The 24,087-nt window shown below is 64.1% G+C and carries 25 protein-coding genes and 4 pseudogenes; 15 read left to right on the top strand and 14 right to left on the bottom strand.

Annotated elements, in window-relative coordinates; all coding sequences use genetic code 11:
- A partial coding sequence (locus ACX80X_RS19805) for an IS110 family transposase (RefSeq protein WP_459313124.1) occupies positions 1 to 764 on the bottom strand: 764 nt, incomplete at its 3' end.
- 223 nt (positions 765 to 987) lie between these two features.
- Here ACX80X_RS19805 and ACX80X_RS19800 point away from each other — a divergent pair.
- The 4 genes from ACX80X_RS19800 (at position 988) to ACX80X_RS19785 (ending at position 3,790) form a co-directional block, all read left to right on the top strand.
- Entirely contained in the window at positions 988 to 1,446 is a 459-nt protein-coding gene (locus ACX80X_RS19800; RefSeq protein WP_308216229.1) for a beta propeller repeat protein, read from the top strand.
- Positions 1,447 to 1,468: 22 nt separating this feature from the next.
- Positions 1,469 to 1,732 carry a beta propeller repeat protein gene (locus ACX80X_RS19795; protein WP_308216230.1) on the top strand — a complete coding sequence of 88 codons (264 nt, stop codon included), beginning with the start codon at positions 1,469 to 1,471 and terminating at the stop codon, positions 1,730 to 1,732.
- Between the two features lie 318 nt (positions 1,733 to 2,050).
- Complete coding sequence (locus tag ACX80X_RS19790; protein ID WP_252603889.1) at positions 2,051 to 2,323, top strand: SHOCT domain-containing protein; 273 nt, start codon at positions 2,051 to 2,053, stop codon at positions 2,321 to 2,323.
- On the top strand, positions 2,324 to 3,790 hold the full coding sequence (locus tag ACX80X_RS19785) for a multicopper oxidase family protein (RefSeq protein WP_252603891.1): 1,467 nt from the start codon (positions 2,324 to 2,326) through the stop codon (positions 3,788 to 3,790).
- Positions 3,791 to 3,975: 185 nt separating this feature from the next.
- Here ACX80X_RS19785 and ACX80X_RS19780 read toward each other — a convergent pair whose 3' ends face one another.
- On the bottom strand, positions 3,976 to 4,587 hold the full coding sequence (locus ACX80X_RS19780) for a TetR/AcrR family transcriptional regulator (protein WP_252603893.1): 612 nt from the start codon (positions 4,585 to 4,587) through the stop codon (positions 3,976 to 3,978).
- Positions 4,588 to 4,670: 83 nt separating this feature from the next.
- Between ACX80X_RS19780 and ACX80X_RS19775 the strand changes: the two genes are divergently transcribed.
- The 3 genes and pseudogenes from ACX80X_RS19775 to ACX80X_RS19765 all read left to right on the top strand — a co-directional run bounded on the left by ACX80X_RS19775 (position 4,671) and on the right by ACX80X_RS19765 (position 6,602).
- Positions 4,671 to 4,841, top strand: a complete 171-nt coding sequence (locus ACX80X_RS19775; RefSeq protein ID WP_252603895.1) for a hypothetical protein — start codon at positions 4,671 to 4,673, stop codon at positions 4,839 to 4,841.
- Positions 4,842 to 4,843: 2 nt separating this feature from the next.
- Complete coding sequence (locus tag ACX80X_RS19770) at positions 4,844 to 5,092, top strand: hypothetical protein (RefSeq protein ID WP_252603897.1); 249 nt, start codon at positions 4,844 to 4,846, stop codon at positions 5,090 to 5,092.
- A gap of 694 nt (positions 5,093 to 5,786) precedes the next feature.
- Positions 5,787 to 6,602, top strand: a pseudogene (locus ACX80X_RS19765) (alcohol dehydrogenase catalytic domain-containing protein).
- 105 nt (positions 6,603 to 6,707) lie between these two features.
- Here the strand turns inward: ACX80X_RS19765 and ACX80X_RS19760 are convergent.
- Entirely contained in the window at positions 6,708 to 9,512 is a 2,805-nt protein-coding gene (locus ACX80X_RS19760; RefSeq protein WP_252603613.1) for a cation-translocating P-type ATPase, read from the bottom strand.
- Between the two features lie 307 nt (positions 9,513 to 9,819).
- Between ACX80X_RS19760 and ACX80X_RS19755 the strand changes: the two genes are divergently transcribed.
- The gene (locus ACX80X_RS19755; protein ID WP_374209959.1) at positions 9,820 to 10,065 is read left to right on the top strand and encodes a universal stress protein; all 246 of its coding nucleotides are present in this window, start codon (positions 9,820 to 9,822) and stop codon (positions 10,063 to 10,065) included.
- A 115-nt stretch (positions 10,066 to 10,180) separates the two neighbouring features.
- On the opposite strand, the gene ACX80X_RS19750 is transcribed toward ACX80X_RS19755, so the two are convergent.
- Positions 10,181 to 10,363: a hypothetical protein gene (locus tag ACX80X_RS19750; RefSeq protein ID WP_252603608.1), complete on the bottom strand. Its 183-nt coding sequence runs from the start codon at positions 10,361 to 10,363 to the stop codon at positions 10,181 to 10,183.
- Between ACX80X_RS19750 and ACX80X_RS19745 the strand changes: the two genes are divergently transcribed.
- Complete coding sequence (locus ACX80X_RS19745; protein WP_374209958.1) at positions 10,307 to 10,606, top strand: hypothetical protein; 300 nt, start codon at positions 10,307 to 10,309, stop codon at positions 10,604 to 10,606. The genes ACX80X_RS19750 and ACX80X_RS19745 overlap by 57 nt on opposite strands.
- 148 nt (positions 10,607 to 10,754) lie before the next feature.
- On the opposite strand, the gene ACX80X_RS19740 is transcribed toward ACX80X_RS19745, so the two are convergent.
- The 8 genes from ACX80X_RS19740 to ACX80X_RS19705 all read right to left on the bottom strand — a co-directional run bounded on the left by ACX80X_RS19740 (position 10,755) and on the right by ACX80X_RS19705 (position 17,162).
- Positions 10,755 to 10,967: a hypothetical protein gene (locus ACX80X_RS19740; RefSeq protein WP_252603605.1), complete on the bottom strand. Its 213-nt coding sequence runs from the start codon at positions 10,965 to 10,967 to the stop codon at positions 10,755 to 10,757.
- A gap of 104 nt (positions 10,968 to 11,071) precedes the next feature.
- Positions 11,072 to 11,317, bottom strand: coding sequence for a hypothetical protein (locus ACX80X_RS19735; protein ID WP_308216225.1), 246 nt, complete (start codon positions 11,315 to 11,317; stop codon positions 11,072 to 11,074).
- Positions 11,318 to 11,639: 322 nt separating this feature from the next.
- Positions 11,640 to 14,810, bottom strand: a complete 3,171-nt coding sequence (locus ACX80X_RS19730) for an HAD-IA family hydrolase (protein ID WP_252603602.1) — start codon at positions 14,808 to 14,810, stop codon at positions 11,640 to 11,642.
- Between the two features lie 214 nt (positions 14,811 to 15,024).
- Positions 15,025 to 15,438, bottom strand: a complete 414-nt coding sequence (locus tag ACX80X_RS19725) for a cation transporting ATPase C-terminal domain-containing protein (protein WP_252603599.1) — start codon at positions 15,436 to 15,438, stop codon at positions 15,025 to 15,027.
- A gap of 90 nt (positions 15,439 to 15,528) precedes the next feature.
- Entirely contained in the window at positions 15,529 to 15,810 is a 282-nt protein-coding gene (locus tag ACX80X_RS19720) for a hypothetical protein (RefSeq protein ID WP_459313120.1), read from the bottom strand.
- Positions 15,807 to 15,896 (bottom strand): hypothetical protein, encoded by a 90-nt coding sequence (locus ACX80X_RS19715; RefSeq protein WP_374209957.1) that lies wholly within the window; start codon positions 15,894 to 15,896, stop codon positions 15,807 to 15,809. The genes ACX80X_RS19720 and ACX80X_RS19715 overlap by 4 nt, the downstream gene beginning before the upstream one ends.
- Before the next feature lie 35 nt (positions 15,897 to 15,931).
- The gene (locus ACX80X_RS19710; protein ID WP_252603596.1) at positions 15,932 to 16,237 is read right to left on the bottom strand and encodes an HAD family hydrolase; all 306 of its coding nucleotides are present in this window, start codon (positions 16,235 to 16,237) and stop codon (positions 15,932 to 15,934) included.
- Positions 16,218 to 17,162 (bottom strand): HAD-IC family P-type ATPase, encoded by a 945-nt coding sequence (locus ACX80X_RS19705; RefSeq protein ID WP_252603593.1) that lies wholly within the window; start codon positions 17,160 to 17,162, stop codon positions 16,218 to 16,220. The genes ACX80X_RS19710 and ACX80X_RS19705 overlap by 20 nt, the downstream gene beginning before the upstream one ends.
- A 243-nt stretch (positions 17,163 to 17,405) precedes the next feature.
- Between ACX80X_RS19705 and ACX80X_RS19700 the strand changes: the two genes are divergently transcribed.
- The 6 genes and pseudogenes from ACX80X_RS19700 to ACX80X_RS19675 all read left to right on the top strand — a co-directional run bounded on the left by ACX80X_RS19700 (position 17,406) and on the right by ACX80X_RS19675 (position 21,937).
- A complete protein-coding gene (locus ACX80X_RS19700) occupies positions 17,406 to 17,870 on the top strand; it encodes a hypothetical protein (RefSeq protein ID WP_252603591.1) in 465 nt (154 codons plus the stop codon).
- On the top strand, positions 17,867 to 19,561 hold the full coding sequence (locus tag ACX80X_RS19695; RefSeq protein ID WP_252603588.1) for a DUF5671 domain-containing protein: 1,695 nt from the start codon (positions 17,867 to 17,869) through the stop codon (positions 19,559 to 19,561). The genes ACX80X_RS19700 and ACX80X_RS19695 overlap by 4 nt, the downstream gene beginning before the upstream one ends.
- Before the next feature lie 18 nt (positions 19,562 to 19,579).
- A pseudogene (locus ACX80X_RS19690) lies at positions 19,580 to 19,906 on the top strand (DUF5129 domain-containing protein); the annotation flags it as partial.
- A gap of 234 nt (positions 19,907 to 20,140) precedes the next feature.
- Positions 20,141 to 20,605: a universal stress protein gene (locus ACX80X_RS19685; RefSeq protein WP_252603618.1), complete on the top strand. Its 465-nt coding sequence runs from the start codon at positions 20,141 to 20,143 to the stop codon at positions 20,603 to 20,605.
- Entirely contained in the window at positions 20,602 to 21,465 is an 864-nt protein-coding gene (locus ACX80X_RS19680) for a universal stress protein (RefSeq protein WP_252603587.1), read from the top strand. The genes ACX80X_RS19685 and ACX80X_RS19680 overlap by 4 nt, the downstream gene beginning before the upstream one ends.
- A 13-nt stretch (positions 21,466 to 21,478) precedes the next feature.
- Complete coding sequence (locus tag ACX80X_RS19675; protein WP_252603586.1) at positions 21,479 to 21,937, top strand: pyridoxamine 5'-phosphate oxidase family protein; 459 nt, start codon at positions 21,479 to 21,481, stop codon at positions 21,935 to 21,937.
- A gap of 186 nt (positions 21,938 to 22,123) precedes the next feature.
- Here ACX80X_RS19675 and ACX80X_RS19670 read toward each other — a convergent pair.
- Both ACX80X_RS19670 and ACX80X_RS19665 read right to left on the bottom strand, forming a co-directional pair.
- Positions 22,124 to 23,517 (bottom strand): annotated as a pseudogene (locus tag ACX80X_RS19670) (IS1380 family transposase).
- Between the two features lie 108 nt (positions 23,518 to 23,625).
- Positions 23,626 to 24,087: pseudogene (locus ACX80X_RS19665) on the bottom strand (IS30 family transposase); the annotation flags it as partial.

Genomic DNA, 24,087 nt, shown 5'->3' with positions numbered 1-24,087 from the left:
ACCACGACGCTCTGCTCATTCAAGGCGGTGAAGACGTCCGCCGCCCAGCCTTTCCCGGCCCGCGGAGCATGGCGGGACAGGAGCGTGGAGACCCGGTTTTGGCTGGCCTTGCGCAGCGTCGCGGGCGTGGGGTATTTGATCAGCAGTTCGGCCATGGCCGGGTGGTCCAGGTGCTTGCCAATGACTCGTTCCAGGGCGGGGTGGACTTGGGTCAGGAGCCCGCGGATCCGGCTTGAGGTGGCCGTGGCCTGTTTGGCTAGATCGTCATCAAAACCGCATAGCATCGACAGCTCCGCGGCCTGCTCGTCGGCGACCACGATGGAGCGTAGGGTGTGCGGCAGGGACCGGGCGGCTTCGGCAATTATTGCCGCGTCTCGGGCGTCCGTTTTGGCCTCGCCGGGGTGCAGGTCCGCGATGCGCCGCATCGCGAGCCCCGGCAGGTAGCCGACCATGATGCCTTCCGCCTGGGCCACGGCGACGGGCAGGGCGCCGATGGTGGAGGGCTGGTCGACGACCAACAGGACCCGTCCCTTGTCGGCGACGGAGCGGATGATGGCTTGCAGTTTTGCCTCGTCCTGGGGCAGCGCCCGGTCGAGGATCTTCTTGCCCTGGCGGTCGATGGCGACCGCGTGGTGATTGCTCTTGCCGACATCAACACCGATGAAGATGTCGACGAGTTCATGGTCTTTGATCAACGCAAACCTCCCAGAATTTGTGTCCGTCAAATCTGTGTTGGCATGTCCTGCGGCGGCAAGGCTCGGCATCCACGTTACGGCTGACCTGCACGGTGTTTCATTGCGCTGGTCCGGTCCCCATTAGCGATCCCCTGGCGCCTATCGAGTCCCGGTGACAACACCCCCCGGATCATTGATGACTGGGGGACTTAATCATGCCGGGACCGACAGGCCAACAACCCCAATTCTTACTCGTTACGGGCTACTAAAAAGGTAACGGGGACCCGCCCCGGCCAGCAGTACCGGCAGCCCCATGCCTGACGCCCACATCCACGGCCTGAGCATCAGCAGCAAAACCGGCCAGGTGCTCCTGGCCACCCACGACGGCCTGTTCGACATCACGAAACAGCCCGCCGCCAAAATCGGCGCCACCAACGACCTGATGGGCTTCACCGGCGGCACCGCCCACGGCGTCCTCTACGCTTCCGGACACCCCGGCTCTGGTTCCGACCTCCCGAATCCGCTTGAGCTGATCAGGTCCACCGACGCCGGGAAAACCTGGGAACAGCTCTCCCGGCAAGGTGAATCCGACTTCCACGCACTCACCGCCACCAAATCCGGAATCGTCGGATTTGACGGTACACTGAGCACCAGCCCGGACGGGAAAACCTGGAACACCGTGGCCGCGGATTTCGTCCCCGCCGCCCTCGCCGGAAGCCCGACCGGCGACTGTCCTGGCCACTACCCCGCAAGGGATCCGCCGCTCGACTGACGGCGGTAAAACCTGGAACACGGTGAACTCCGGACCGGTGGTCCAGTTCGCTGCCTTCGCCAGCCCCGGCGAGGCCGTCGGAGTCGAACCCGACGGGACAGTCCACTACTCCGCGGACGCCGGCGGGACCTGGACCCGAAGGGGCCGAATCCAGGACGCAGTCCAGGCTGTGGCCACGGTGAAGGGTCCCGAGGTCAATCCCTCGATCTGGGCAGCCACGGCCGGTGGGCTTGTCATCTCCACCGACGGCGGATTCACGTTCCTGCCCGCCGACGACGGCTCCTGACCGCTGTTCTTCCCTCCCGGTCTTCTAATCGTGCTGGCCAAGCGCATGCTTCGCTTGCAGACGCGGCCCGGTCCCGGCCGGAGGGAGGTGGCTGACGGCGTGAGTATCACGGGTCCAGGGTGGGGGCATGACGGCCGGGCAGGCCGGCCCGCCCAATCACGCCGTGACAGGAGCTGCATGATGACCCACCGCATCACCGCCATGCTCATCGGATGCGTCGAACAACCGGCCTACGGGCCGGGACCTCGGACTCTACCTGTCAGCCGGCGCCGCGGGGAGAATAGGAGTACCAACTCTTGGAAGCGGAAGGCGCCGGTCATGATGTGGGGTTACGGACAAGGCATGGGGTGGATGTGGCTCTGGGTGCCTCTCCTGCTCATCGGGGTCGCGCTCCTGGTGCTGCTGGCGGTGAGGGTCGCCGGAGGAGGCATCCGCGGCCGTTACGGACCGGATGGCCCGGATGGGACCGCCGGTCCGGCGCACATGGGAGGGAGCAGGGCCCGCCAGATCCTCGAGGAACGCTTTGCGAGAGGAGAGCTGACCGCGGACCAATACCGCGAGCAGCTCAAGGTTCTCGGCGAGGGCCGGTAGTTGCAGCCCATCAGCCGCCGCCAGGCGATTCTTCTGGGCGGACTGGGAGCTGCGGGGACGGTTGCCGGCGGGGCCGGGCTGATCTGGACACTGACCTCCCCTTCCGGGCCGGTCAGCGGAGGTGAGCTGACCCAGCCGCAGGAGGAGCGGAGCGCTGACGGGCAGCTTCAGGTCCGGCTCGAAGCTGCACCAGGGCAGATCCTGCTTGCCGGACGGCAGGCCACCGCTTTTGGTTATAACGGGTCCGTCCCCGGCCCAACACTTCGCGTACGAGCCGGCGACGTCCTGAAGATCAAGCTCGTCAACAATCTGGTCCAGGCCACCAACCTGCATGTGCACGGCCTCCATGTTTCCCCCGAGGGCAACGGGGATAATGTCTTCGTCTCAGTGGAACCCGGCAGCAGCTTCGACTATGAATACAACCTTCCCGATGATCATCCCCCTGGCGCGTACTGGTACCACCCCCACCATCACGGCATGGTCGCCGACCAGATCTTCGGCGGCCTCTTCGGAGCGATCATCGTGGAGGACCCGGAGCCCGTCGAGACGAGCGCGGAGCGGGTGCTGGTCGTTTCCGACACCACCATAGACGGTACGGGGAACGTCGCTGCAGTCCCGGCGATGGAACGGATGATGGGCAGGGAGGGTCAACTGATTCTGGTCAACGGCCAGAGCGACCCGCAATTCAGCGCCCGCCCCGGGCAACGGGAGAGATGGCGCATCATCAACGCGTGCGTGGCCCGCTACCTCCGGCTGCGGCTCGACGGACAGCAGCTGCAACTCCTCGGCATGGACTTCGGCCGCTTCCCGAAACCGGAGACAGTGGATGAACTGCTGCTGACGCCCGGAAACCGGGCAGACCTCCTCGTGACCACGACGACCGGCGATTCCGTGCTGCGTGCGTTCTACCAGAACCGGGGAAGCATGCCGGGCATGATGGGACCGGGATACAGTGCACGGAACCCTGCAGACCAGCCGGACGGCGCCGCGCTGGCCACTCTCCGCGTGTCAGGCGAACCGGCCGCACCCCTGACGGCCGTGCCCGCCTATCGGGGCCTGGGAGACCTGAGGTCATCTACCGTCTCGGCACGCCGTCAGGTGATCCTGGCAGCCGGCATGGGCATGGGCGGGGGCGCCGGCATGATGCGTTTCACCATCAACGGCAGGGAATTCAACGAGGCCAGAACAGATACTACGGTCGCGGCCGGAAGCGTCGAGGAATGGACACTGACCAACACCAGTCCCATGGACCACCCGTTCCACCTGCACGTCTGGCCGATGCAGATCATCGAGGAAAACGGCCAAGGATTGGATACCGCCGTCTGGCAGGACGTGGTGAACGTACCTGCAAACGGTCGGGTAAAGATCAGGGTGGCTTTCAAGGACTTCCGCGGATGCTCCGTCTACCACTGCCACATCCTGGACCACGAAGACCTCGGCATGTTGGGCGTCATCGACGTACGGTGAGACAACGTGGGCTGGGAAGAGTGGGTGTATCCCCTGTGGGCAACACAGATTAGGTGGGACCGCTTTCATCCGTCCTACCGACGCCGCAATTATGAGACACAACCACGGGATGCACCCGTCCTGCCGAATCTGCGCCGATGCCTGCCTCCACTGCGAAGCGGTCTGCGGGTCTTTCTGGCCGCCGGCTAAGGCGTGTGGGATTGGTGTCCGCTTCTCGGGGCGCCCGAGGGCTGGGCAGGCTGCAAGGCGTCAAGGGTGACTTTGACCAGCCTGAGCACGCCGTCGTGGGAGGTCAGTCCTGCTGCAGCTTCAAGGGCATGAAGGCAGAAGGCCGCCAGCTCCCCCGGGGCCACATCAGTGCGGAACACGCCCGCGTCCGCGCCCTCTTGAAGCAGTCCCGCAAGGAAACCCTGGAGGTGTTGCCGGGCCAGACCAGCGTGTCCGCCCCCGTGCAGCCTTGCTGCCTCGGCATCGCCGTGGCCGGAGTGCGACAGGAAAGCATAGGCATGAAGCACAGCTTCAAGCTGCTGCCGGACCCCCACAGTCCGGTCCCTGATCTGGATCAGCTCTGTGAGGTGGGCCTGGATCTGGCGCTCGTGCCAGGCCAGCAGGATGGACTCAACGTCCGGGAAATACTTGTACAAGGTGGCACGGCCTATCCCTGCTGCCTGGGCGATCGCGGACATCGTCACCCCGGCGACGCCCTGGCCGGCCACCAGCTGAGCGGCGGCGTCCAAAACGGCCCCCCGGACAGCATCTCGGTGGGTCTCGATGGTCGCGTTCCAGAGCTTGGGCATGCCGAATCATACAACGTGACGCGCAATGGACAGGCTGACGCTTTCAATACATACTGTCTTACAAAGCCAATCGAAGGAGAGCCATGACGAACCTGGACTCCAACCCCGACACATCTCCCACTGACAGCGGAGAAACCCCGCGTCACAAGACACCCTTGTGGGTGAAGGGATTCCTTATCGCCGCAGCTGTACTGGTGGTGACCTTCGCGGTCACACACCTCAGCGGCGGAATGGCCATGAACCACACACCTTGAAGGTGCTGCCCCCCGCAGTCCGCAAGGCTGCGCTGACCATCCACATCATCTCGTCCGTGGGCTGGCTCAGTGCTGTCGCTGGATTCTTGGTAATGGCCGTTGCAGGGCTGACATCCGCTGACGCGCAGCTGGTCCGCGCTGCCTACCTCGGGATGAACCTCATCGGCTGGATGGTCATCTTCCCGCTGAGCCTTGCGTCCCTGCTCTCGGGAATCATTCAGGGTCTCGGTACCAAGTGGGAGGGCAGATAACACGGCTGGCTTCGAACTCGCGCTGCGAACGTTCACGCTGCGCCGCGATCCGCTCTCCAGCCAGTGGCTCCTGGAAGTCCATCGCCGACGGGTACTGGGCCGCGGTGAGATTGAACTGGCAACCCATCAGCGACGAGACCTCGGAAGGAATCAGGACGGAGTTCGCTCTCCCCTCGCTCGAGCAGGTGCGTGGCAGTCTTACTGAGGTGATGAATGATCCGGAACCGGTGATGCAGCAGCTCGTCCGCGTCCTCATCGGAGATGGGACATTCTGTCCAGGCTTCCAGTTCATCGACCGTGGCCAACTCCACCCGACAATCACCGGCCTGTTCCGGCATGGACCTGCGGATCCCGCCCAATTACTTCACAGTCTGGATGGTCACACCGGCCCGGGACCTGAACGTGGCGCAGCCGGTGGATTCTATGAATCGAGCGCAGCAGCCGCATCGCGCCTCAGAGGGCGTCGCGGCCCAACTGCCTGGAGGCCGGCGGGGCACCTAGGATTGGCTGGGCTGACGAATATCGCAACACTCGGGGGCGTGACTGCCGGCCTCTCGTTGCCAGGAGCGGCCATTCTTTCCCTGACAGGACGAGCAGTTCATGATCTCGTTCAGTAGTGTGAGCCTTGGATCAGGGGAATACCGCCGAACGCAGCTCTCAGGTGGGAGCGCCTTGGCCGATCGAAGGAATGACGATGAAGGCGCTTGTTTATCACGGTCCCGGCCAGAAGGCATGGGAAGACGTACCCGATCCCAGGATTCAGAAGCCGACCGACATCATCGTGAAGATCGAAACTACGACCATTTGCGGCACTGATCTGCACATCCTCAAAGGCGACGTTCCAGCAGTCGAGTACGGTCGAATCCTCGGGCACGAGGGCGTCGGCACGATCACTGAAATCGGATCCGCAGTTGCAGGCCTCACGATCGGCGACCGAGTAATCATCTCGTGCATCTCTGCCTGCGGGCATCTCGACTACTGCAGACAGGGAGTCTACTCCCACTGCCTGGGCGAAGAGGGCGCCCCAGGCATCGGTTGGATCCTCGGGCACCTCATCGACGGGACACAGGCCGAATTCGTGCGCGTCCCGTACTAAGAGACTTCCGTTTACAAAATCCCCGACAGCGTCAGCCCCCAAGCGGGAACATTGCTGTCCGATATCCTGCCCACAGGCTGCGAAATCGGCGTGCAGTACGGGGCTGTCAAGCCCGGTGATGTCATCGCCGTGATCGGCGCCGGTACCGTCGGGCTCGCCGTCGCCAACGCCGGGGTACACGGCAAGGGTGTGGACCTGCCGCTGGACAGACTCTGGATCTCGAACATCACCATCACCACGGGCCTGCTGAACACCAACACGACTGGTACGCTCCTCAAGCTCGTCGCGCAAAAGAAGTTGCCCGTCGACCAATTCGTGAGTCACGCGTTCGATCTCAATGACATCGAAAAGGCATACGACACCTTTTCACGGGCCGCCGAAACAAAGGCGCTCAAGGTGATGCTCAACGCCTGAAGCATCACCGAAGAAGTTCACAACCAAAACCCCGGGCCCCCACCCTGCCTAGGAAGGGACGCTGGAGCCGCGGCGTGCTCTGTTACCGCGGGCAGGTAGGGTGCTTCAGGACCGCCGCCCGGGGCCTGTCGGCGTCGGCGAGGATTGTCGGCGGTTGCGCCGCCGGATAATCGTCTTGCGGATTTCTTCTGCCCATAGAACCGAGGAACCCACGAGGAGGGCCAGCCCCCACTGGGCTGAGCTCATGGCCGTGGTGTCGAATAGGCCCTGCAGTACTTCCAGGTTCACCACCATAATCTGGAGCACGATCACGGCGATCAATGATACCCAGATACTGCGGTTGGTGAAGGTCTGTCTGGAGAAAACAGAGGCTGAGTCTGAGCGCACGTTGAGCAGGTTGAATACCTGGTAAAAGACGAAGGTAGTGAACGCGAGGGTGGTTGGCAGGGCCGGGTCCGCTGTGTTCTCCGGGAACAGGGCGGGAGCCAGCACAAGGACGGCGATGGTCCCGGCAGCCATGACCGTGCCGAGACCGAGGATCCGCAGCAGACGGTCTCTGGTCAGCAATGGTTCGCCAACGGGCCGCGGTTTCTGCTTCATGATGTCCGGCTCCGCCGGGTCAACACCCAGCGCCAACGCGGGAGGCCCATCCATGATGATGTTCACCCAGAGGATCTGCAAGGCGGTGAACGGCGCGCCACCGGCCAAGCCGAGCACACCGGCGGTGAGGAAGATCAGAACGAAGCCCCACGCCGTTGTCAGCTGGAATTTCACGAACTTGATGATGTTCGCGTAGACCCCGCGGCCTATCTCTACCGCGATGACAATGGTGGCGAAATTGTCGTCGGTCAGTATCATTCTGGCCGCGCCCTTGGACACATCGGTTCCGGTGATACCCATTGCGATGCCGATGTCTGCCTGTTTCAGTGCCGGGGCGTCGTTGACGCCATCGCCCGTCATGGCCACGACGTTCCCGCCGTCCTGCAGGGCCTTGACGACGCGGATCTTATGTTCCGGGGCGACCCGGGCAAGCACGCCATAACCCGCGACGCGGCGGGTGAGCTGTGCGTCATCGAGCCGGTCCAGGTCAGTCCCGGCCGCCGCCTCGCCGCGGATGCCCAGGCCAGCGGCGATAGCCGAGGCCGTGACCAGGTGATCTCCGGTGATCATGTGGACCTCGATCCCGGCCTCCCGTGCCGTGGCGATTGCCGCGGCGGCCTCGGGGCGCGGCGGGTCGACAATTCCAACCACGGCGTAGACCGTCAACCGGTCCGCCGTGAGCCGGAGCTCCTCGGGGTCCTGCGGCAGGTTCGAATCGAGCCGGCGCCCGGCGATTAGCAGCGTGCGAAGACCTTCCCCTGCCAGTGCCTGGACCTCCTCATGGATCCGCTGGCGGTCAGCGTCGTCCAGCAGGCGGATCCCCGTGTCGGTCAGGACGGAATCGGCACGTTCCATCAGTACGCCGGGTGCTCCTTTAGCGAAGCAGCGGAAGCGGGCGGGAGCGGTGTCTCCGCCGGTGAAGTTCTGCCGGTGGAAGGTGGCCATGAACTTGTAGTCCGAATCAAACGGGATTTCAGCCACACGGGGGTGCTCCTTTCGGGCACCCTCGACGTCAATCCCGCCCTTCTCGGCGAGTACAACGAGTGCGCCTTCTGTAGGATCTCCCACGAGTTCGCCGTCCTTCACCGAGGCATCGTTGCACAACGCCATGGACAGGAAGGTGTCCGTCATCGCCGGAGGCGGGCCGCCATCTCTGCTCAGGATTTTGCCGTCTGTCGAATAGCCGTTGCCGGTGATCCGGAAGCTGCGTCCGGCGACGAGCAGCCGCCGTACGGTCATTTCGTTGAGCGTCAGCGTTCCGGTCTTGTCCGTTGCTATGTGGGTGGTGCTGCCGAGGGTTTCGACGGCGGATAGCTGCTTGATGATGGCTCCGCGCCGGGCGAGCCGAGAAGCGCCCATGCTCAGAGTGAAAGCGACGACGGCGGTCAGGCCCTCCGGGATGGTGGCTACTGCGAGGGAGACTGCGGTGATCAGCAGATCGGACCAGGGCTGGCCCCGGGACAATCCGAGTATGAAGACGATGGCGACGACAACGAGGGCGACGATCGTCAGCGTCCCGGCAAGCTGATCGATCCGCCGCTGCAGCGGGGTTTTCTCGGTTCCAGCGCTACCGAGCAATGAGGCGATGCCGCCGATCTCGGTGTCCATTCCGGTAGCCGTTGCCACCATGACGGCGCGCCCACGGCTGATGTCGGTGCTCGTGAAAATCATGTTCGTCCGGTCCGCCAGGACAAGATCCGGGTCGGTCAGCGTCTGGGTGGTCTTGTCTACGGGCTGGGACTCACCGGTCAGCGCGGCTTCGGCAACCTGCAGCCTCACAGCCTCGATCAGTCGGCCGTCCGCAGGGACCGAATCGCCGGCGTCCAGCAGCACAATGTCTCCTGGCACCAGTTCGGAGTTGGAAATTTCCTGCACGCCCCCGTCCCGGCGCACCCGGGACGTGTCCACAGTCATCTTCCGCAGCGCCTCCAGGCTGCTGTCCGCCCGGCTCTCCTGAACGTAGTTAAGAACCGTGTTGAGGATGATGACCGCCAGAATCACGACGGGCGTTTCCCATTCCCGGGAGACCGTGGCGCTCACTGCGGCGGCAACGACCAGCAGGAGAGTCATCTTCTCCGCCAGGAGCCGCAGTACTTTTTTCCATGCAGGTTTCTTTTTGGCCTCAGTCAGCACATTGGGCCCGTGCTCCAGCTGCCGTGATTCTGCTGCAGCTGTGGTCAGCCCAACAGAAGGGTCTGTCCGGAGGGCCGCTGCGGTGTCGACCGCCGACAGTGTGTGCCACGACTGCCCGGCGGAACGGGACGCTGGGGAGGTACTCGCTCGTGAAGTGCGGGAATCGCTGGAAACCATGGGAAAACTCCTCGCAACGAACCGGCCCGCGGGACATACATCCTGCGAGGCCCAGCGTATAGGACAAAAAAGGATGCAGTCTTTTGCCCAACCAGACATAAAACCTCGGCACCCACGAATGTTGGAAGTTGCATCGAAACAGCCGCGGCCCGGCCACTGTTCAGTGCCGAAGCATCGACCTTGAGGACATGGTCAGGAATATTCCAATCCTGGGAACCATGCTGAGGATGTTCCGCCTCTGGGCTGCGACGGATAGGGCGGGGATTTTGGACTTATCGTCCGCAAGTTCGCCGAAGGGTACGGAATCGTGAACAGCCAGATCGTGGTCGGTGTCGACGACTCTCCTGCGGGCAGCGCTGCCGCGGAATGGGCCGCCACCCTGGCCGCCCATTTTCATGTCCTCCTCAATCTGGTGCGCGTCGTTCCGACTTCTGGGTTCTTCCAACATGCAAGCCGGTATCTGGAGGCCGTGAACCACGGGCGGAGCTGCTGGCCGAGGAGGCTCGTCGGCTATCGGCCCAGGATCCGGAGATCACAGTCACCACGACCTTGAGGACGGGTGAGACCGTCCCGGCCTTTCGGGCCCTCTCCAAAGATGCGGGCATGATCGTCCTGGGAACGGACAGAGGACCGGACAAGCACGGTGAGGGGTTCGGATCGGTCAGTTTTCAGACCGCCATCCTCAGCGACTGCACAGTGGCCGTGGTCCCGCCGGACGGTCCAGACGGGAGGACCGGTGTCATGTCGGCACCGACGGTTCCACCGACTCGGCCATCGCGGTGGAACGGGCAGCCATGGAAGCGCACCAGCTTCGCCAGGACCTGACGCTGGTCCACACTTGCGTGGGCCATGACGCACCCTCAGCCACAGGCTCCGAGGGCCCGACTGGGAAGCCCACGGTTGCCTGCGGTGTGCTCTCCGCAGCCGTCGCCGGCGCGGCCAGGAACCATCCCGATCTGAACGTGCACCCCGTTCTTGATACCGGCAGGCCGCCGGCGGACGCCTTGCTCAGGGCAGCCGGGCGCCCTGCTGCTGGTCATCGGCTGCAGGGGCCAGGGAGGACTGAAAGCCCTGGTGCGCTCGGTCGCCGGTGAAGTCCTCCTGTGTAGCAGTCAGCGCCCGACACTGATCACCCGCTCGGTTCCGCCGGGGAGGACTCCGTTCTTGTAGTAAAAAGCAGTGCCGTGCTCTAGCAGGGAGAACGCGCTGTGCTGCCGCGCAGCCTTCCGGGGTTGCGTCCAGTTATTGTCCGGCTGCGGTCTCGTCCTTCGGTTTGCTCCGGGCTTCGCGCTGGTGGTGCTCCAGCTTCTCTTCCGAATCCCGGCGGCGCTGGCCCACTGTGCGCATCTGGTTCGTGGGCGGCCTTCGGTGATCGACCAGAGGGGCCCTCTGCTCAGGTTCTTCCTCGTCGTCAGTGGCGGATCGGTCCCGACGACGTCCCGTGTTCGCGCTCATACCTGCATCGTCCCAACTTGACCGCGCATTTCCACCGTACACCACCGAAAAAGTCATGAAGAACCAGAACGGGCAGATCGCGAGCAGGAACAGTGACGGCACCGTCAGGCGAAATTGCCCTTGACGAGGGCCTCCCCTGGCGAAGGACGAAGCCCCCGGTCTGGAAATTCAGACCAGCCTTCTGTACGGGCGGGCCCCGGAACGAGCTGCTGCTCGTTGATCTTCGTCAGCCGTTCAATTTCGGCTTTCGCTGCCATGTCGGTGTCATAGTCGTGCTGGGCCATGGCCGAGGCAATGGCATCCTGGCGTTTGGCGGCGATCAGGAGGATCGCGCCCCTGGAGACCGGCAAGCATGGACAGAAACAGGTTCAGCAGAATATAGGGGTAAGGATCTCAGGCACGGCCAGCCATCGCGAAGCTGTTGACGGCGGACCATAGGATCATGAAGAGAATGAATCCGCCCACGAAAGGCCAGCTGCCCATACCGTGCAAATAGTCGGCCGCCCGCTCCCCCTTGGTCAGGGATGACTTGTGCAGGGCATGCCAGGTGGCTTTTGCTCGCTCATGATTCAGCGTAGCTCCTGCCCGCTCATCGAAGCGTCCAACAGCACCGGTTCGAGGAACCGCGCAGATCCTACAGGGCGGTAGGCTTACCCCCGGAACGCCACGGGTTCAGCCCGCCGCGGTGCCCGTTTCGTGCAGCACGAACTTCCGCATCTCGCCCGCGCCCAAATGGACCTCGTCAGAACCGACACGTACGCAGACAGCGGCTGCGTCTCCGGGTGCTGCGGAAACAGTCAAGGTGCCGTGGTCGAGGCTGACTTCGAGCAACTGGTCCCGGTAGCGGACACGGAAGGAAACTGACTTTATTTCTTTTGGCATTTTTGGGGCGAAAAGGAGGGCATCCCTGGTGATCCTCAGACCGGCGAAGCTGCGCTGGATCACATCGATCGTTCCTGCCATGGCGCCAAGGTGGATACCTGTGTGCGTGGTGCCTCCCTGCGTGTCGTCAAGGTCGGCGGTGAGCGCTTCCCGGAAAGTTCTCCAGGCCCGGTCCGGGTCCATGGCTGCCAGCACCGAGGCGTGGGCCACGCGGCTTAGGGTGGAGCCGTGGGCCGTGCGTGCCAGGTAGTAGTCCACTGTCGCCGCGAGCTGGTCCGCGGTGACGGTGTAACCCAGCTGGGCCAGGAAGAGCATCAGCTCCTTCTCGCCCAGGACATACAGGAGCATCAGCACGTCAGCCTGTTTGGCCAGCCGGTACCGATTGGTGCTGTCGCCCTCGGCTTCCAGAATCAGGTCGAGGCGTTCAATGTTTTTGTATCTGTTCCGGTAGTGCGCCCAGTCGAGTTCCTGCAAGTGTTCGTAACCGTCGAACTGGCTGATGATGCCTCCGCCGAAGAACGGTACAAACATCCGTTGGCTAACGCGCAGCCAGGCTTCCATCTCTGCCGGATCTATGGACAGGCGTCCCCGTAGATCCTCCAGGTCGTGGCCGTGAAGCATCGTCATGATCTCGTGGGCCTGTTCGCAGACCCATGCAGCCATCACGTTCGTGTAGGCGTTGTCATTCAATCCCCCGCCGGGGCTGTCCGGGTAGCCTGTATGGTATTCGTCCGGGCCCATGACTCCGCGAAGATGGAAGCGGTCCTCTTCGTCGTCGTATTCGGCCATGGAGGCTACGAGCCGCGCCACTTCCACAACCAGCTCGGCGCCATGATGCAAGAGCCAGCCCCGATCCTGCGTGGCCAGGAAATACTGCCATGCGTTGAAGGCCACGCCCAGGCCGGCATGCCGCTGAAGATGGGAATAGTCCGGCACCCAACGGCCGGACCGCCGGCTAAAAAGCCAACGGGGTGTCTCTTCCCTGCCGTCGCTGCCGCTCTGCCACGGGAACAAGGCCCCCCGGAACCCCGCTGCGGCCGCCGCTTCCCGGGCCGCCGGCAGCCTGCGCCAGCGGTAGTCAATAAGGGAGCGGGCAACGGAGGGCATCCGTGAGGTAAGAAGGGGCAGGACGAAGAGCTCATCCCAGAAGATGTGCCCGCGGTAACCCTCCCCGTGCAGCCCGCGGGCGGGCACACCGGCATCCAGTTCAGCCGTGTGCGGGCTCAGCGTCTGCAGCAGGTGGAAGACATGGAGATTCAGGATCAGCTGCACCTGGGGGCTCCCGTCGATGGTGACGACGAACAAGTGCAGCAATCTTCCCCAGGCGTTCTCGTGCTCGGAGAGCATGCCGTCAAAGCCCTGCCCGCTGGCCCTGAGCACCGACCTCGCACCGGATGCCGGTGAGGAGAACGCGCGGTCGCGGGAAGTCACGATTGCTGCCATCTTGGTCACCATCAGCGGCACGGCGTCCGTCAGCGGGACGTCGAAGGAGCGGTAATACAATCCCGCTTCTTCATCGGGCGCGCCGCTGCCTGCCTGTCCGGAAACCCGGGTCTGCAGCGCTGTTGCGATCCTGATATGGCTTTGGCTCGTCTCAACTTCTATCACCGGGGTCGGTTCTGCTGGCCCGGACACCTCGAGTACGGCCAGATGATGGTGGGACAGAAGCGCGTCCTCCGGCACATTTTCGTTGGTCACCCCGGTATCCACTCCGCTGCGGATTCTCACGGACGCGCTCCAGCCCCTGGCAGTGAAGACTGTCTCCAGCGCCATCAGATGAGGCTGGGCCATCGATACGAACCGGCGCTGAACCACCTCCAGCCGCCGGCCGTCATCTGCCTCCAGCACGACTTCCCGCCGCAGAGTGGCCCGAAGCAGGTCAAGCACACGCCGCTCACGGCGGATCTTCAACCCGCCCCGGGACCACCAGTGCGTCTCGTCCAGCCGGACGTCCAGCACCAGCCAGTTGGGGATATTGACCATGTGTTCGTCTTCCGCGGCCTGGCCTTCCACGGTACTCACCAACCTGTTGTAGACACCGGCGAGGTAGGTGCCCGGATAACGGACCTCGCTCATTCCGCCCTCCGGGGCAGCCCCACGCACGGCCAGGTACCCGTTCCCAAGCGTGGTCAAAGCTTCCCGGTGCCCTTCGTGGGCCGGATCATAACCTTCATACACAAGGCGCCACGGGTCAGTGAGAACACGTCCCAGATCCAGCTCGCTCACGTCGTTCAACACAACGTCGGCACCTGCCGCCTCCAGCTCCGCCCTCCTGCTAGAAACCCTGTCTATCCCAACGACGAGCCCGAATCCCCCTCGGTGTGCCGCTTCGACGCCGGCGACGGCATCTTCGATCACCACGGCGCGGGCAGGAGGGATCCCCAACCGGTGCACGACTTCAAGGAATAATGCCGGGTCGGGTTTTCCTGCAAGGCCCAACTCGCCGGCAATGGCACCATCCATGACCAGGTCGAAAGCATTGGACAGGCCAGCGGCTGCCAGGACAGCGGACGCGTTCCGGCTTGATGTTGCAAGGGCCACAGGAACCCGTCCCGACCGCAGCCTTTCAAGCAGTGCGACCGTTCCCGGGAAGGCCACCACACCCTCACGTCCCAGCCGCTCCCTGAACAGCTGGTTCTTACGCTCAGCCAGGCCACGGACCGACCATCCGCCGGCAGGATCCAAGGCGTCACCCATAGGCAGTTCAATGCCGCGGGAACCCAGGAAGGCTTGCACACCGTCTTCCCGGGGCCTGCCATCCACATACCTCTGGTAATCACTGCTGCTGAAGGGCTCCCTCCGTGCCCTTGGCGGGACGCGGCGGTCCTTCAACACCTCATTGAAGAGGTCCCTCCACGCTGCCTCATGCACAGCGGCCGTGTCCGTTACGACGCCATCCAGGTCAAAGATCACAACGTCAAAAGGCGACAAAGCGGCAGCGGCCGTAGGTGAATCCGTCATGACTCATCCCTACCAGCCATCAGAACTAGCGGCCAGTGGCATTGGATCCGGTCACCACACCTTGGTACGTCAGGATCAACGAAACCGAGGCCATTCTGCCCTCCGCTAGACGCAAGCATGATGCCCTTCATCAATGGATGACCATCCAACACCCGAACGCCGACAGGCACAGCAGTCACGGAATCCTTGACTGGCATTGACCGTATCCGGATCTTCACGGACAAGTTTTCGTCAACCACCTGTGGTTCCGCCGGGCTGACCGGTTGAACAGGAGTTCGTCGAACCACAACACGGTGGATGCCATGCCCATGCAGACCGCCCAGTGGGCCGCGTCCAGGGACGCGGTCCCGAAGGCCTGTTGCAGCAGCGGGCCTTCCACCACGGCGAACTGAAGTACAGCCGCGAGCAGGACGGCGCCCCACAGCCACTTGTTGACGAAAAGCCGGTGGAACGCGCTGGTTGTGACGGAACGTGAGTTGAAGGCGTTGAACAGCTGCGCGAAGACCAAGGTGGTGAACCCGGCGGTACGGGCCACGTCCAGGGAGTCGCTGCCGTTGACGAGACCGCCGGGCAGGAAGATGTCGATGGTCAGCAGCGTCACGATGCCCATGACCAAGCCGACGGCCACGATGCCGGTCCACAGCCGCCGCCCGAGGATTGCGGTCGGTCATTTTCCCCGGCGCACGCGCCATCACGTCGTCTATTTCCGGATCCACTCCTATCGCCAGCGCGGGCCGGAGTCGGTGACGAGGTTGATCCACAGAATCTGGGTGGCCAGCAGCGGCAGCGCCACTGCCTCGTCGCCTGCACCTGCCAAACCCATGGTGCCGGCGAAGACCACGCCGAGGAAGACCGTGAAGACTTCTCCCATATTGGAGGAGAGAAGATAGCGCAGGAACTTTTCGATGTTGTCGAAGATGACCCGGCCCTGGCGCACCGCGGAGACGATGGTGGCGAAGTTGTCGTCGCCGAGAATCATCTTCAAAGCTTCCTTGGTCACCTCGGTTCCTGTGATGCCCAGCCCATGGCAATGCCGATGTCGGCGGACTTCAGGGCCGGGGCGTCATTGACGCCGTCTCCTGTCATGGCAACGACATTGCCCTGCGCCTGCAACGCATCGATTACCTGACGCTGTTGTGCGAGGACACGCGCGCGTAGACGGATGTGGAGCCGGTGACGGCACGCAGCCCCGCATCGTCGAGTTCATCGAGCTGGGCTCCAGTCAGTGCCTTGTCCCCCGGTTCGCAATTACCCAGATCGCTGGCAATCCGGGCGGCGGTTACGGGGTGGTCACCGGTGATCATCGCCACGCGGATGCCTGCACGACGGGCCTCCGCCACGGCAGCCGCCGCTTCGGCACGGGGCTGGCCAATAATGCCGGCGACGCCCAGATAGACGAGGGCGTTCTCATCCGCTTCGTCGATCACGTCCGCTTCGTGACGGTCTTGCTCCCCGTACCGGCGGTAGGCCACGCCCAGGGCGCGGAAGGCCTGCGCCGACAGAGCCTCGACGTCGGCCAGGGCCTTGCTGCGCAGCGCCCCATCCAGCGGGACAATGTCCGCCCCCACCTGCATCCGTACAGGGCCCCAGGAGGACATCGGGGGCACCTTTGGTGACCAGGTCGAGTTCGTCGAACTCCTTGTGGCACGCCAGCGCTGACATCAGCTTCCGTTCTGAGGTGAACGGGATTTCGCCCTGCCGTTCGAACTCCCCGACGCGTTCGGTAACCCCCGCCAGCTTCCGGGCAGCAACCAGGAATGCAGCTTCCGTCGGGTCGCCCTGGATCTGCCACTGGCCGTCGTGTTCTATCAGCTGTGCATCATTGACGAATGAGCCACCCGCCAGGACCATGCGGGCCTCCTGCAGTACCACCGGATCGCTGGCTTCACGGGTTCCTTGCAGAATCTGGCCTTCGGGCCGGTACCCGGCGCCGGTGAGCTCGATCTGCCCCGATGCGGTGACGATCCGGCCGATCGTCATCTCGTTGCTTGTCAATGTTCCGGTCTTGTTCGAGGCGATGACCGAGGCGGAGCCAAAGGTTTCCACCGAGTGGAGTTCCTTCACGACCGCATTGCATCTGGCCATCCGCTGGACACCGATGGCCAACACGACCGACAAGATGGCCGGGAGCCCCTCGGGCACCGCGGCCACCGCCAGCGAGACACCCAGCAGCAGCACGGTGACCAGATCCGCCAGCGACGAAACCTCGTTGATGAGCACGATGGTCACCATCACCAGAACCGCGATGACTATCACCGTGATGCCCAGCAGTTTGCTGACCCCCGCGATTTCCTTCTGTAGCGGCGTCGGCTCGGACTCGGTCCGTTCCAGCATGCCCGCAATGGCGCCCACTTCGGTTTCATGGCCGTCCCGGTGACGACCGCGCGGCCGCGACCCATCCGAAGTTGACCTGCTGCCCAAGGAAAGTCATCTCCCGATCCGGCGTTGAAGGGGCTTTGGACCCCCCCTCCATGATCCGGACAGAACAACAGCCGGGGCCGAAGGAGCCGGATCCCGTCACCAACCTCCGTGGGTAAATGCAACTAGGGCGGAAGACACATACGAAGGGGGCTGTTTTTAGGCCATACTGACGGCATGAACGCTGCGGCGGGAAAGCCGGACCGGATTCTCCTTGTAATCGTGTCCGCGATAGCCCTGTTGGTGATCGTCGCGCTGGCGGTCGTTTTCACCCGCGGGGAGCCAGAAGTTCTGGACGAGTCGACACCCCAGGGAGTCGTCCAGCGGTACAGCACCGCCGTCATCGAAGGCGATATGGCCACAGCCAGTTCCTACCTCACGGAAGCGGCCAGTTCCTTGTGCCGCGGTTACCAGGAAAGCGGCCCGCCGCCCACCCGGGTTGTCTTGATCTCGACCACCGAGAGGGACAACACGGCAGTCGTGAGAGTCTCGGTTGTCGGTTCAGGTCCTGGCGGCCCGTTCGGACCATCCGAGTACGAGATGGAGGACCGCTTCTCCCTTGTGAAGACCGAAGGCAGATGGCTGGTCGACCAGGCACCGTACCAGCTTCTATCCTGCGCAGGATCGTCCGTGAAACCATGAACTCCCAGGTTTCGACGACGTGGTCAGCGGCACGTTCCGCCCAACTCACCCTCCGCCGCCTGATCCTCTACGTACTGCTGTTCGCCTTGGTGGTGATCGCGGCAATAGGGCTAAGCGGCCTTTTGGAGCGCCTGTTCAGCACGGGAGCAGTGCTGGTATCCACTGATGTGGCCGGACTTGCCCGCTCCCTTGCCTTCACGCTGATCGGAGGGCCGCTCGCGGCCCTCCTGTGGTGGGTTGTCTGGAAAAGGCTCGACGACGGCGCGGAGCGCGTCTCAGCGGGGTGGGGCCTCTACCTTGCCGCCGTCTACGCGGTCTCCCTGATCGTCTTCGTCACGGCCCTCCTGGGGATGGCGGCATCCTTTATCGGCCAGCTGGAACCCCAGTGGTATTCGCCTTTGTCCGTTGGGCTTGTCTGGGCCGGAGTATGGTTCTGGCACCGCTGGATGTGGCGGCACGCCGTCAAGCATCCCGTTAATCTCGACGACGTCCCTGCCGTCATCGGTTCGGTTTTCGGGTTGCTGGTGGGAGCGATTGCCGCCATCACCGCCTTGGGTAGCTTGCTCGACGTCGCGATCCGGGGCTACACCAGCCTGACCCCGGGTACGGAGGCGTGGTGGCAGTCCGTGCTCCGGGCCCTGGTTTGGGCAGGCGGCGGAATTTTCGTGTGGTGGTGGCACTGGTTCAGGGGCGGCGGACGCAAACTGGAGACCGCCCTGGTGGATGTGGCGCTGATTGGTGTGGGGATCTTCGCTGCGGGCATCACAGCGCTCGGTAGCGCCGGCGTCGTGGGTTTTGTGCTCCTGAGAACGGCATTCGACCGGGGTGACCCGATAAGCGAGCTGCTGGCCCCGCTGGCTCCGGCTCTCGCCGGTGCTACCATCGGCGCCTTGGTGTGGCGCTATCACCGCGTCAGCGGGGCTCACCGTTCTGTTGCCACCCGGCGTGCGAGCCAGCTGGTGACATCAGGGGTTGCCCTGGCGGCAGCGGCCTCCGGCATTGGCTTGGTCATCAATGCAGCGCTTGCCATGGCGGTTTCACCCCTTGCGGGGAGCGGCACGCGCACCCTCCTGCTGGGTGGTATCAGTTCCCTCGTTGTGGGAGGTCCGGCCTGGTGGCAGGCCTGGAAGCCGGCAGGGCAACCGCAAACCGCGGATGCCATTCCTCCCGGCAGGCGCGTCTACCTCATTGTGTCCTTCGGCATTAGTGCCGTGGTGGCGCTCATCGCCCTTCTGGTGATTGGATACCGGCTCTTCGAGTTCCTCCTAGGTGATGTGACTGGAGGCAGCGTCCTGGAACGTATCCGCGCGCCGCTCGGGCTCCTGGTAGCCGCCGGATTCGTTGCCGCGTATCACTTTGCCCTGTGGCGGCGCGAGCACGCCCTCCTGGCGGCGGCATCCCCGGCCAAGGCGCACACCATCGAACAGGTCACCTTGGTGACCGCCTCCTTCCCGGAGCCATTGTCCAAAGCCATCACCGACGCGACCGGCGCCAAAGTCGCCGTGTGGACGCGTGCCGACGCGGAACGCGAAGCGCTGCCGGCGGAAGGCGACCCGTCGGAGGAACCTGAGCTGGTCCGGCGGGTGCTCGACGCACTTTCCGGTGTCACGGCCAAGCGCGTTCTGCTGGTGGTCGGTCCGACTACCGGCCAGGGGACTCCGATCGAGGTAATTCCCCTGGAAACAACATGAAAGTGGAATCAACCAGCCGTGGTACCGGTCCGCCGCGTTCCTGATCATGGCGTGGGTGACCGGCGCGGCCGCCGCTCTGGGCGCCGGCGCGTGGGTGACAGTGCGGGCGGTGACCAGACCACTACCGGGCTCTCGAACCGGGTCCATGCCCTGACACCGAAGGCGTTGAGCCGCAGATCGAACCTCAAGCTTGTACGGGAGTATGTAGACGCGGCCGCCGAACTGGACGCCCTTGACGACGTCATTGCCGACAGCAATGCGTTGTTGAACCGCTCGTACGCCTGGCCCAGTGCATGGGACCGCCAACTCTCGCCGTTCCGGAGCGACCTCGCCGGTCTGGAACAGCTGCTCAGCAAACGCCACGGTCAAGGTGACGCTGCCACTGCAGCGGCCTCAGCACCGGCGTCGGCAGTGTCAGCACAGGCAGGGGCGGCGGCGGAACCACAAATTGGAAGCAGCGGGGGAAGCTTTTCAGGCTCCGGCAGTTCCTCAAGTTTCCAGGTGACTTTTGGCCCTAGAGGTCCGCCTTCCGACACCGCAGGCTGGAGGCAGCAAGCAGGCATACGAAGGGAAGCGGTTATGGAGGAGTCAACATTGCAGGATGCCAGATTCGTTGTGGGGGTGGACGGATCGGAGGCCTCGGTGGAAGCCCTCCGGCAGGCCCAGCGGCTGGCTGTCCCGGTTGGTGCCAAAGTGCTGGCCACCGTTTTCTGGGATGATCCGCAGGTTTACGCAGGATATGTGGCAATGGGCATAGACCGCTTCGAGGAGCGTGTGGAGATGATCCTCAACGAAGCCATGGAACAGGCCTTCGGGCAGGAGATTCCGCCGAACGTCATTCCACGCGTCGTCCGGGGGCACCCCAGGGACTCACTTATAGACGCCAGCCGCCACGCGGACATGATCGTTGTTGGCAGGCGCGGCCACGGAGGATTCGGAGGCCTCCTTCTGGGGTCCGTCAGCTCAGCCTGTGTGGCCCACGCGCACTGCCCCGTCCTAGTTGTTCATAGCCCCGACACAGACAAAAAGGAAGACCAGCCGTGAGAACGTCTAAACCGATCGCGGTCGCCACCAACGACTCTCCGCAAAGCCAGGCAGCCGTGAAGTGGGCTGCACACCGGGCTACCCGCGCCGGCCTGCCGCTGATCATTCTGCACGCTGTTGACGACCGTTGGGTGGCCGAACCCATCCCGTGGACCGCGATGCTGGTGGAGAAGGGCGAAGAACTGCTGGAAGCCGCTGCCGGGCGCGTAAGGGGCACCGTCCCGATTGAGATCACCACCAAACTCCTGGAAGGCAGCGTCGCCGGCGCGCTGGGTAAGTACTCCACCAAGGCGTCCATGCTTGTGGTGGGCTCCGGCGGCACCCATTTGGGTGGTTCGCTCACCGATCGGGCCCTGCAGGTCGCCGCCGCGGCGAAGTGTCCCGTCGCCGTCGTCGGAATGCATGACCTTGAAGGCCGAAGCGGAGTACTGGTGGGCGTGGACGGTTCGGAAGAAGCCACCCAGGCCGTTGCGTTCGCTGCAGCGGAGGCAGACAGGGAGGGCCAGGAGCTTACGGTGCTGTACGCCTTCAGCGGCCCCAACCGCTGGGTCAAGGCCGGCCTGCCGACCAGCAGCCTTGCCGAACTGATTGAGGAAGAGGAGCAGATCGTTCTGTCCGAAGCGGTGGCCGGGCTCCGCGAGGATTACCCGGACCTTGTGGTGCACAAGATTCTGGAAAGCGAAAAGGAACCGGCGGAGGCGCTGGTGCAGGCCGCGGCAGCCGCGCGGCTGCTCGTGGTGGGAAGCCGCGGCCGGGGCGGGTTCAAACGGCTGCTGCTCGGTTCCACGGCCCACGCGGTTCTGACGCATCTGCCCTGCCCTGCCGTGATCACCCCTATCCAACGCAGGAAGCACAAGTAGGAGGAGCCCCAGCATGCAAGGCAACGGCTCAGGACCGGAAACAGAAGTCCTCGACATACATAACTGCTGGAAATACCTCCGTTCGGCTTCGGTCTGCCGGGTCGCCGTAACAACGGCTGGCGGGCCCGAAATTTTCCCCGTGAACTACGTCCCCGACTATGGGACAGTCGTCTTCCGTACGGGCCCGGGTACCAAACTGGATGCGGTGCTTGCTGAAAGTCCGGTCGCGCTGGAAGCCGACGGCCTGAATAGCTACGGAACCATCGCATGGAGCGTCATCATCAAGGGGACTGCCAAGGTTGTGGGCACGCAGGAGGATTTCCGGGAAGCAGCCGACGCCGGGCTGTCACCCTGGGAGGCGGGAAGCAAGGACCACCTGGTGCGTGTAACGCCCACGGAGGTCAGCGGCCGTCGGTTTGTCATCAATCCCCCGTCCGGCTGGTGGCCACCGCTGGACTCAGCACGGAAATAAACGTCCCGGCGACAGGGGAAGTCACGCCAGGTTTAGCCTTGATCCACCGATCCGCCTGGGCGGATGAGCTGAATTCGGTTTCGGCTCGTTGTGCGGGCGAAGGGCGTGCTGGGGTGCCGGGCCTCGCTGCCCCTTGAGTGTTCCACTGGTTGTTCTGGTCGCGCCGTGCGACTGGGTTGACGGGGGTCAGGCAGGTCGCGGCGGCGGGTAGAGGTGGTCGGACAAGGCCTGCCATGGTGTTTTCCAGGGCCAGGCTTCGGGCAGGTGAAGACGGATCCGTCGGGCGCTGGTGGCGATCCTGGCCGGGACGTGGATGAGTTTGCGGCGGATCGTTCCGGTGCGGGCCTTGCCGAAGGACCCGGCCGCGAGGATCCCGGCGGCGCGGGTGAGGTTGTAGGCCATGACCGCGGCGACGAGCCAGGCTGAGTTCGCCGCGAAAACACCTGAAGGCAGGTGCGCCAGGGAGCTGTCCTTAAGGTCGGCGTTGACCTGCTCGATAATGGCGTGTTTCCGGTGGGTTTTGTCGGCCGCGACGGTGTCCAGAACTTCGGCGTCCACGGTGGTGAAGAACGCGTGGTGCCGGTGCGTGTCGAACAGGGTTTCCTGCCCGTCGGCGGTTTTCGGGTTCAGTTCCGGGATGCGGCGCACGACCAGCCGACCGGTGATCTGCTCGGCCTTTCTGCGGGAGGAGAACGCGGTGAACACGGTCTCGGCGACCTCGGCCTTGGAGACCCAGGTGCTGGCGGCCTCGTCGAAGACCGCGTCGGTGTATTCGATCGTTTCCCACGCCGTGTCCGGGATCCCGGCGATGGCGCGTTTGACGGCCGGGTCCATGCGCGCGGTCACCGAGACCTCCGCCCCGCCGGCCAGGGCCGCGGAAACCGCGGCATGGCCGTAGAAGGCCGAATCGAAACGGCAGAGCACCCGCCCGCCGACGTGGACGCGCTTGAGGGTGGACAGGGCGTCGGTGATCAGACGGTTGGCGCCGCGGGCCGAGTTCGCCGCACCCTTGCGCAGCCGCTGGGCGGCGATCACCGGGGCGGTGTCCTTCGTCGAGGCTATGGCCAGCAGCGCGTTCAGGCCGCGGACCCCGGAGTACCCGTAGCCGGAGCCCTGCTTGGAATAGCCGTGGACCTCGATGATCGCGTCGTCGACATCCACGAACACGAAGTCACTGCGGCGGGTGCTCCCAGCAGCGGGGCCCGGGTCCCCAGGTTGGCCAGGAAGCGGGACGCGACCGCGTCCAGCTGCCGCACGTGCACGAAAGTGAACGACCGCAGAAACGAACCCAGCGTCGAGGGCGCGTAACAGGCGCTGAAGAGCCGCTTCATCCCGCCGTGGCGCAGCAAGGCCATGTCCTCGATCGAATCGGCGCCGGCGACCATCCCGGCGACCAGGGACGCGACCTTCAGCCCGGCGTTCGCGCCCTTGTCCGTCGGGACCGACAGCCACTCATCGGCGAGCCCATGCAGGCCGGCGTCTCGGGCCAGCGTCATCACCGGGAGCAGCCCGGCAGCCGACACGAGGTTCGGCTCATCAAAGGAAACTGACACAGCGGACGGCTTATGCGAAACTTGCACTTACGAGATGCCTCTCTTTTCGGTGGTCAATGGGTTCTAGACAAGCTCCATTTTCCTTGAAAAGGCGAATTCCAGGGGTCGTTGCAACACCCGAGGTCAGCTGGTTATCAGTAAATCACGAAGTGACTCGGCTGGGGTTTTCCAGTGGAGTGTTTTGCGTGGGCGGGCGTTGAGTTCCTGGGCGACGTGTTCGAGGTCCTCGGGGCCGTAGGCGTTCAGATCGGTGCCTGTGGGGAAGTACTGACGCAGGAGCCCGTTGGTGTTCTCGTTGGATCCGCGCTGCCAGGGGCTGGCCGGGTCGCAGAAGTAGACGTCCATGTCGGTGGCGATGCTGAACGCCTTGTGTTTGGCCATTTCGACGCCTTGATCCCAGGTCAGGGAACCCCGCAGGTGCGCCGGCAGGGTCCCCATGGTCTTGATGAGGCCGTCACGGACCGATTCGGCGGTGTGGTCCACCGGCAGGGTCCCCAGCATCACGTAGCGGGTGGTGCGCTCGACCAGAGTCGCAATGGCCGATTGGTTGTGGGCCCCTGTGATGAGGTCGCCCTCCCAGTGGCCCGGGATCGCGCG

The sequence above is a fragment of the Pseudarthrobacter sp. MDT3-1 genome, assembly GCF_054510755.1.
The sequence above is the reverse complement of the archived record's forward strand: the minus strand, read 5'-3'. Positions and strand labels throughout refer to the sequence as shown.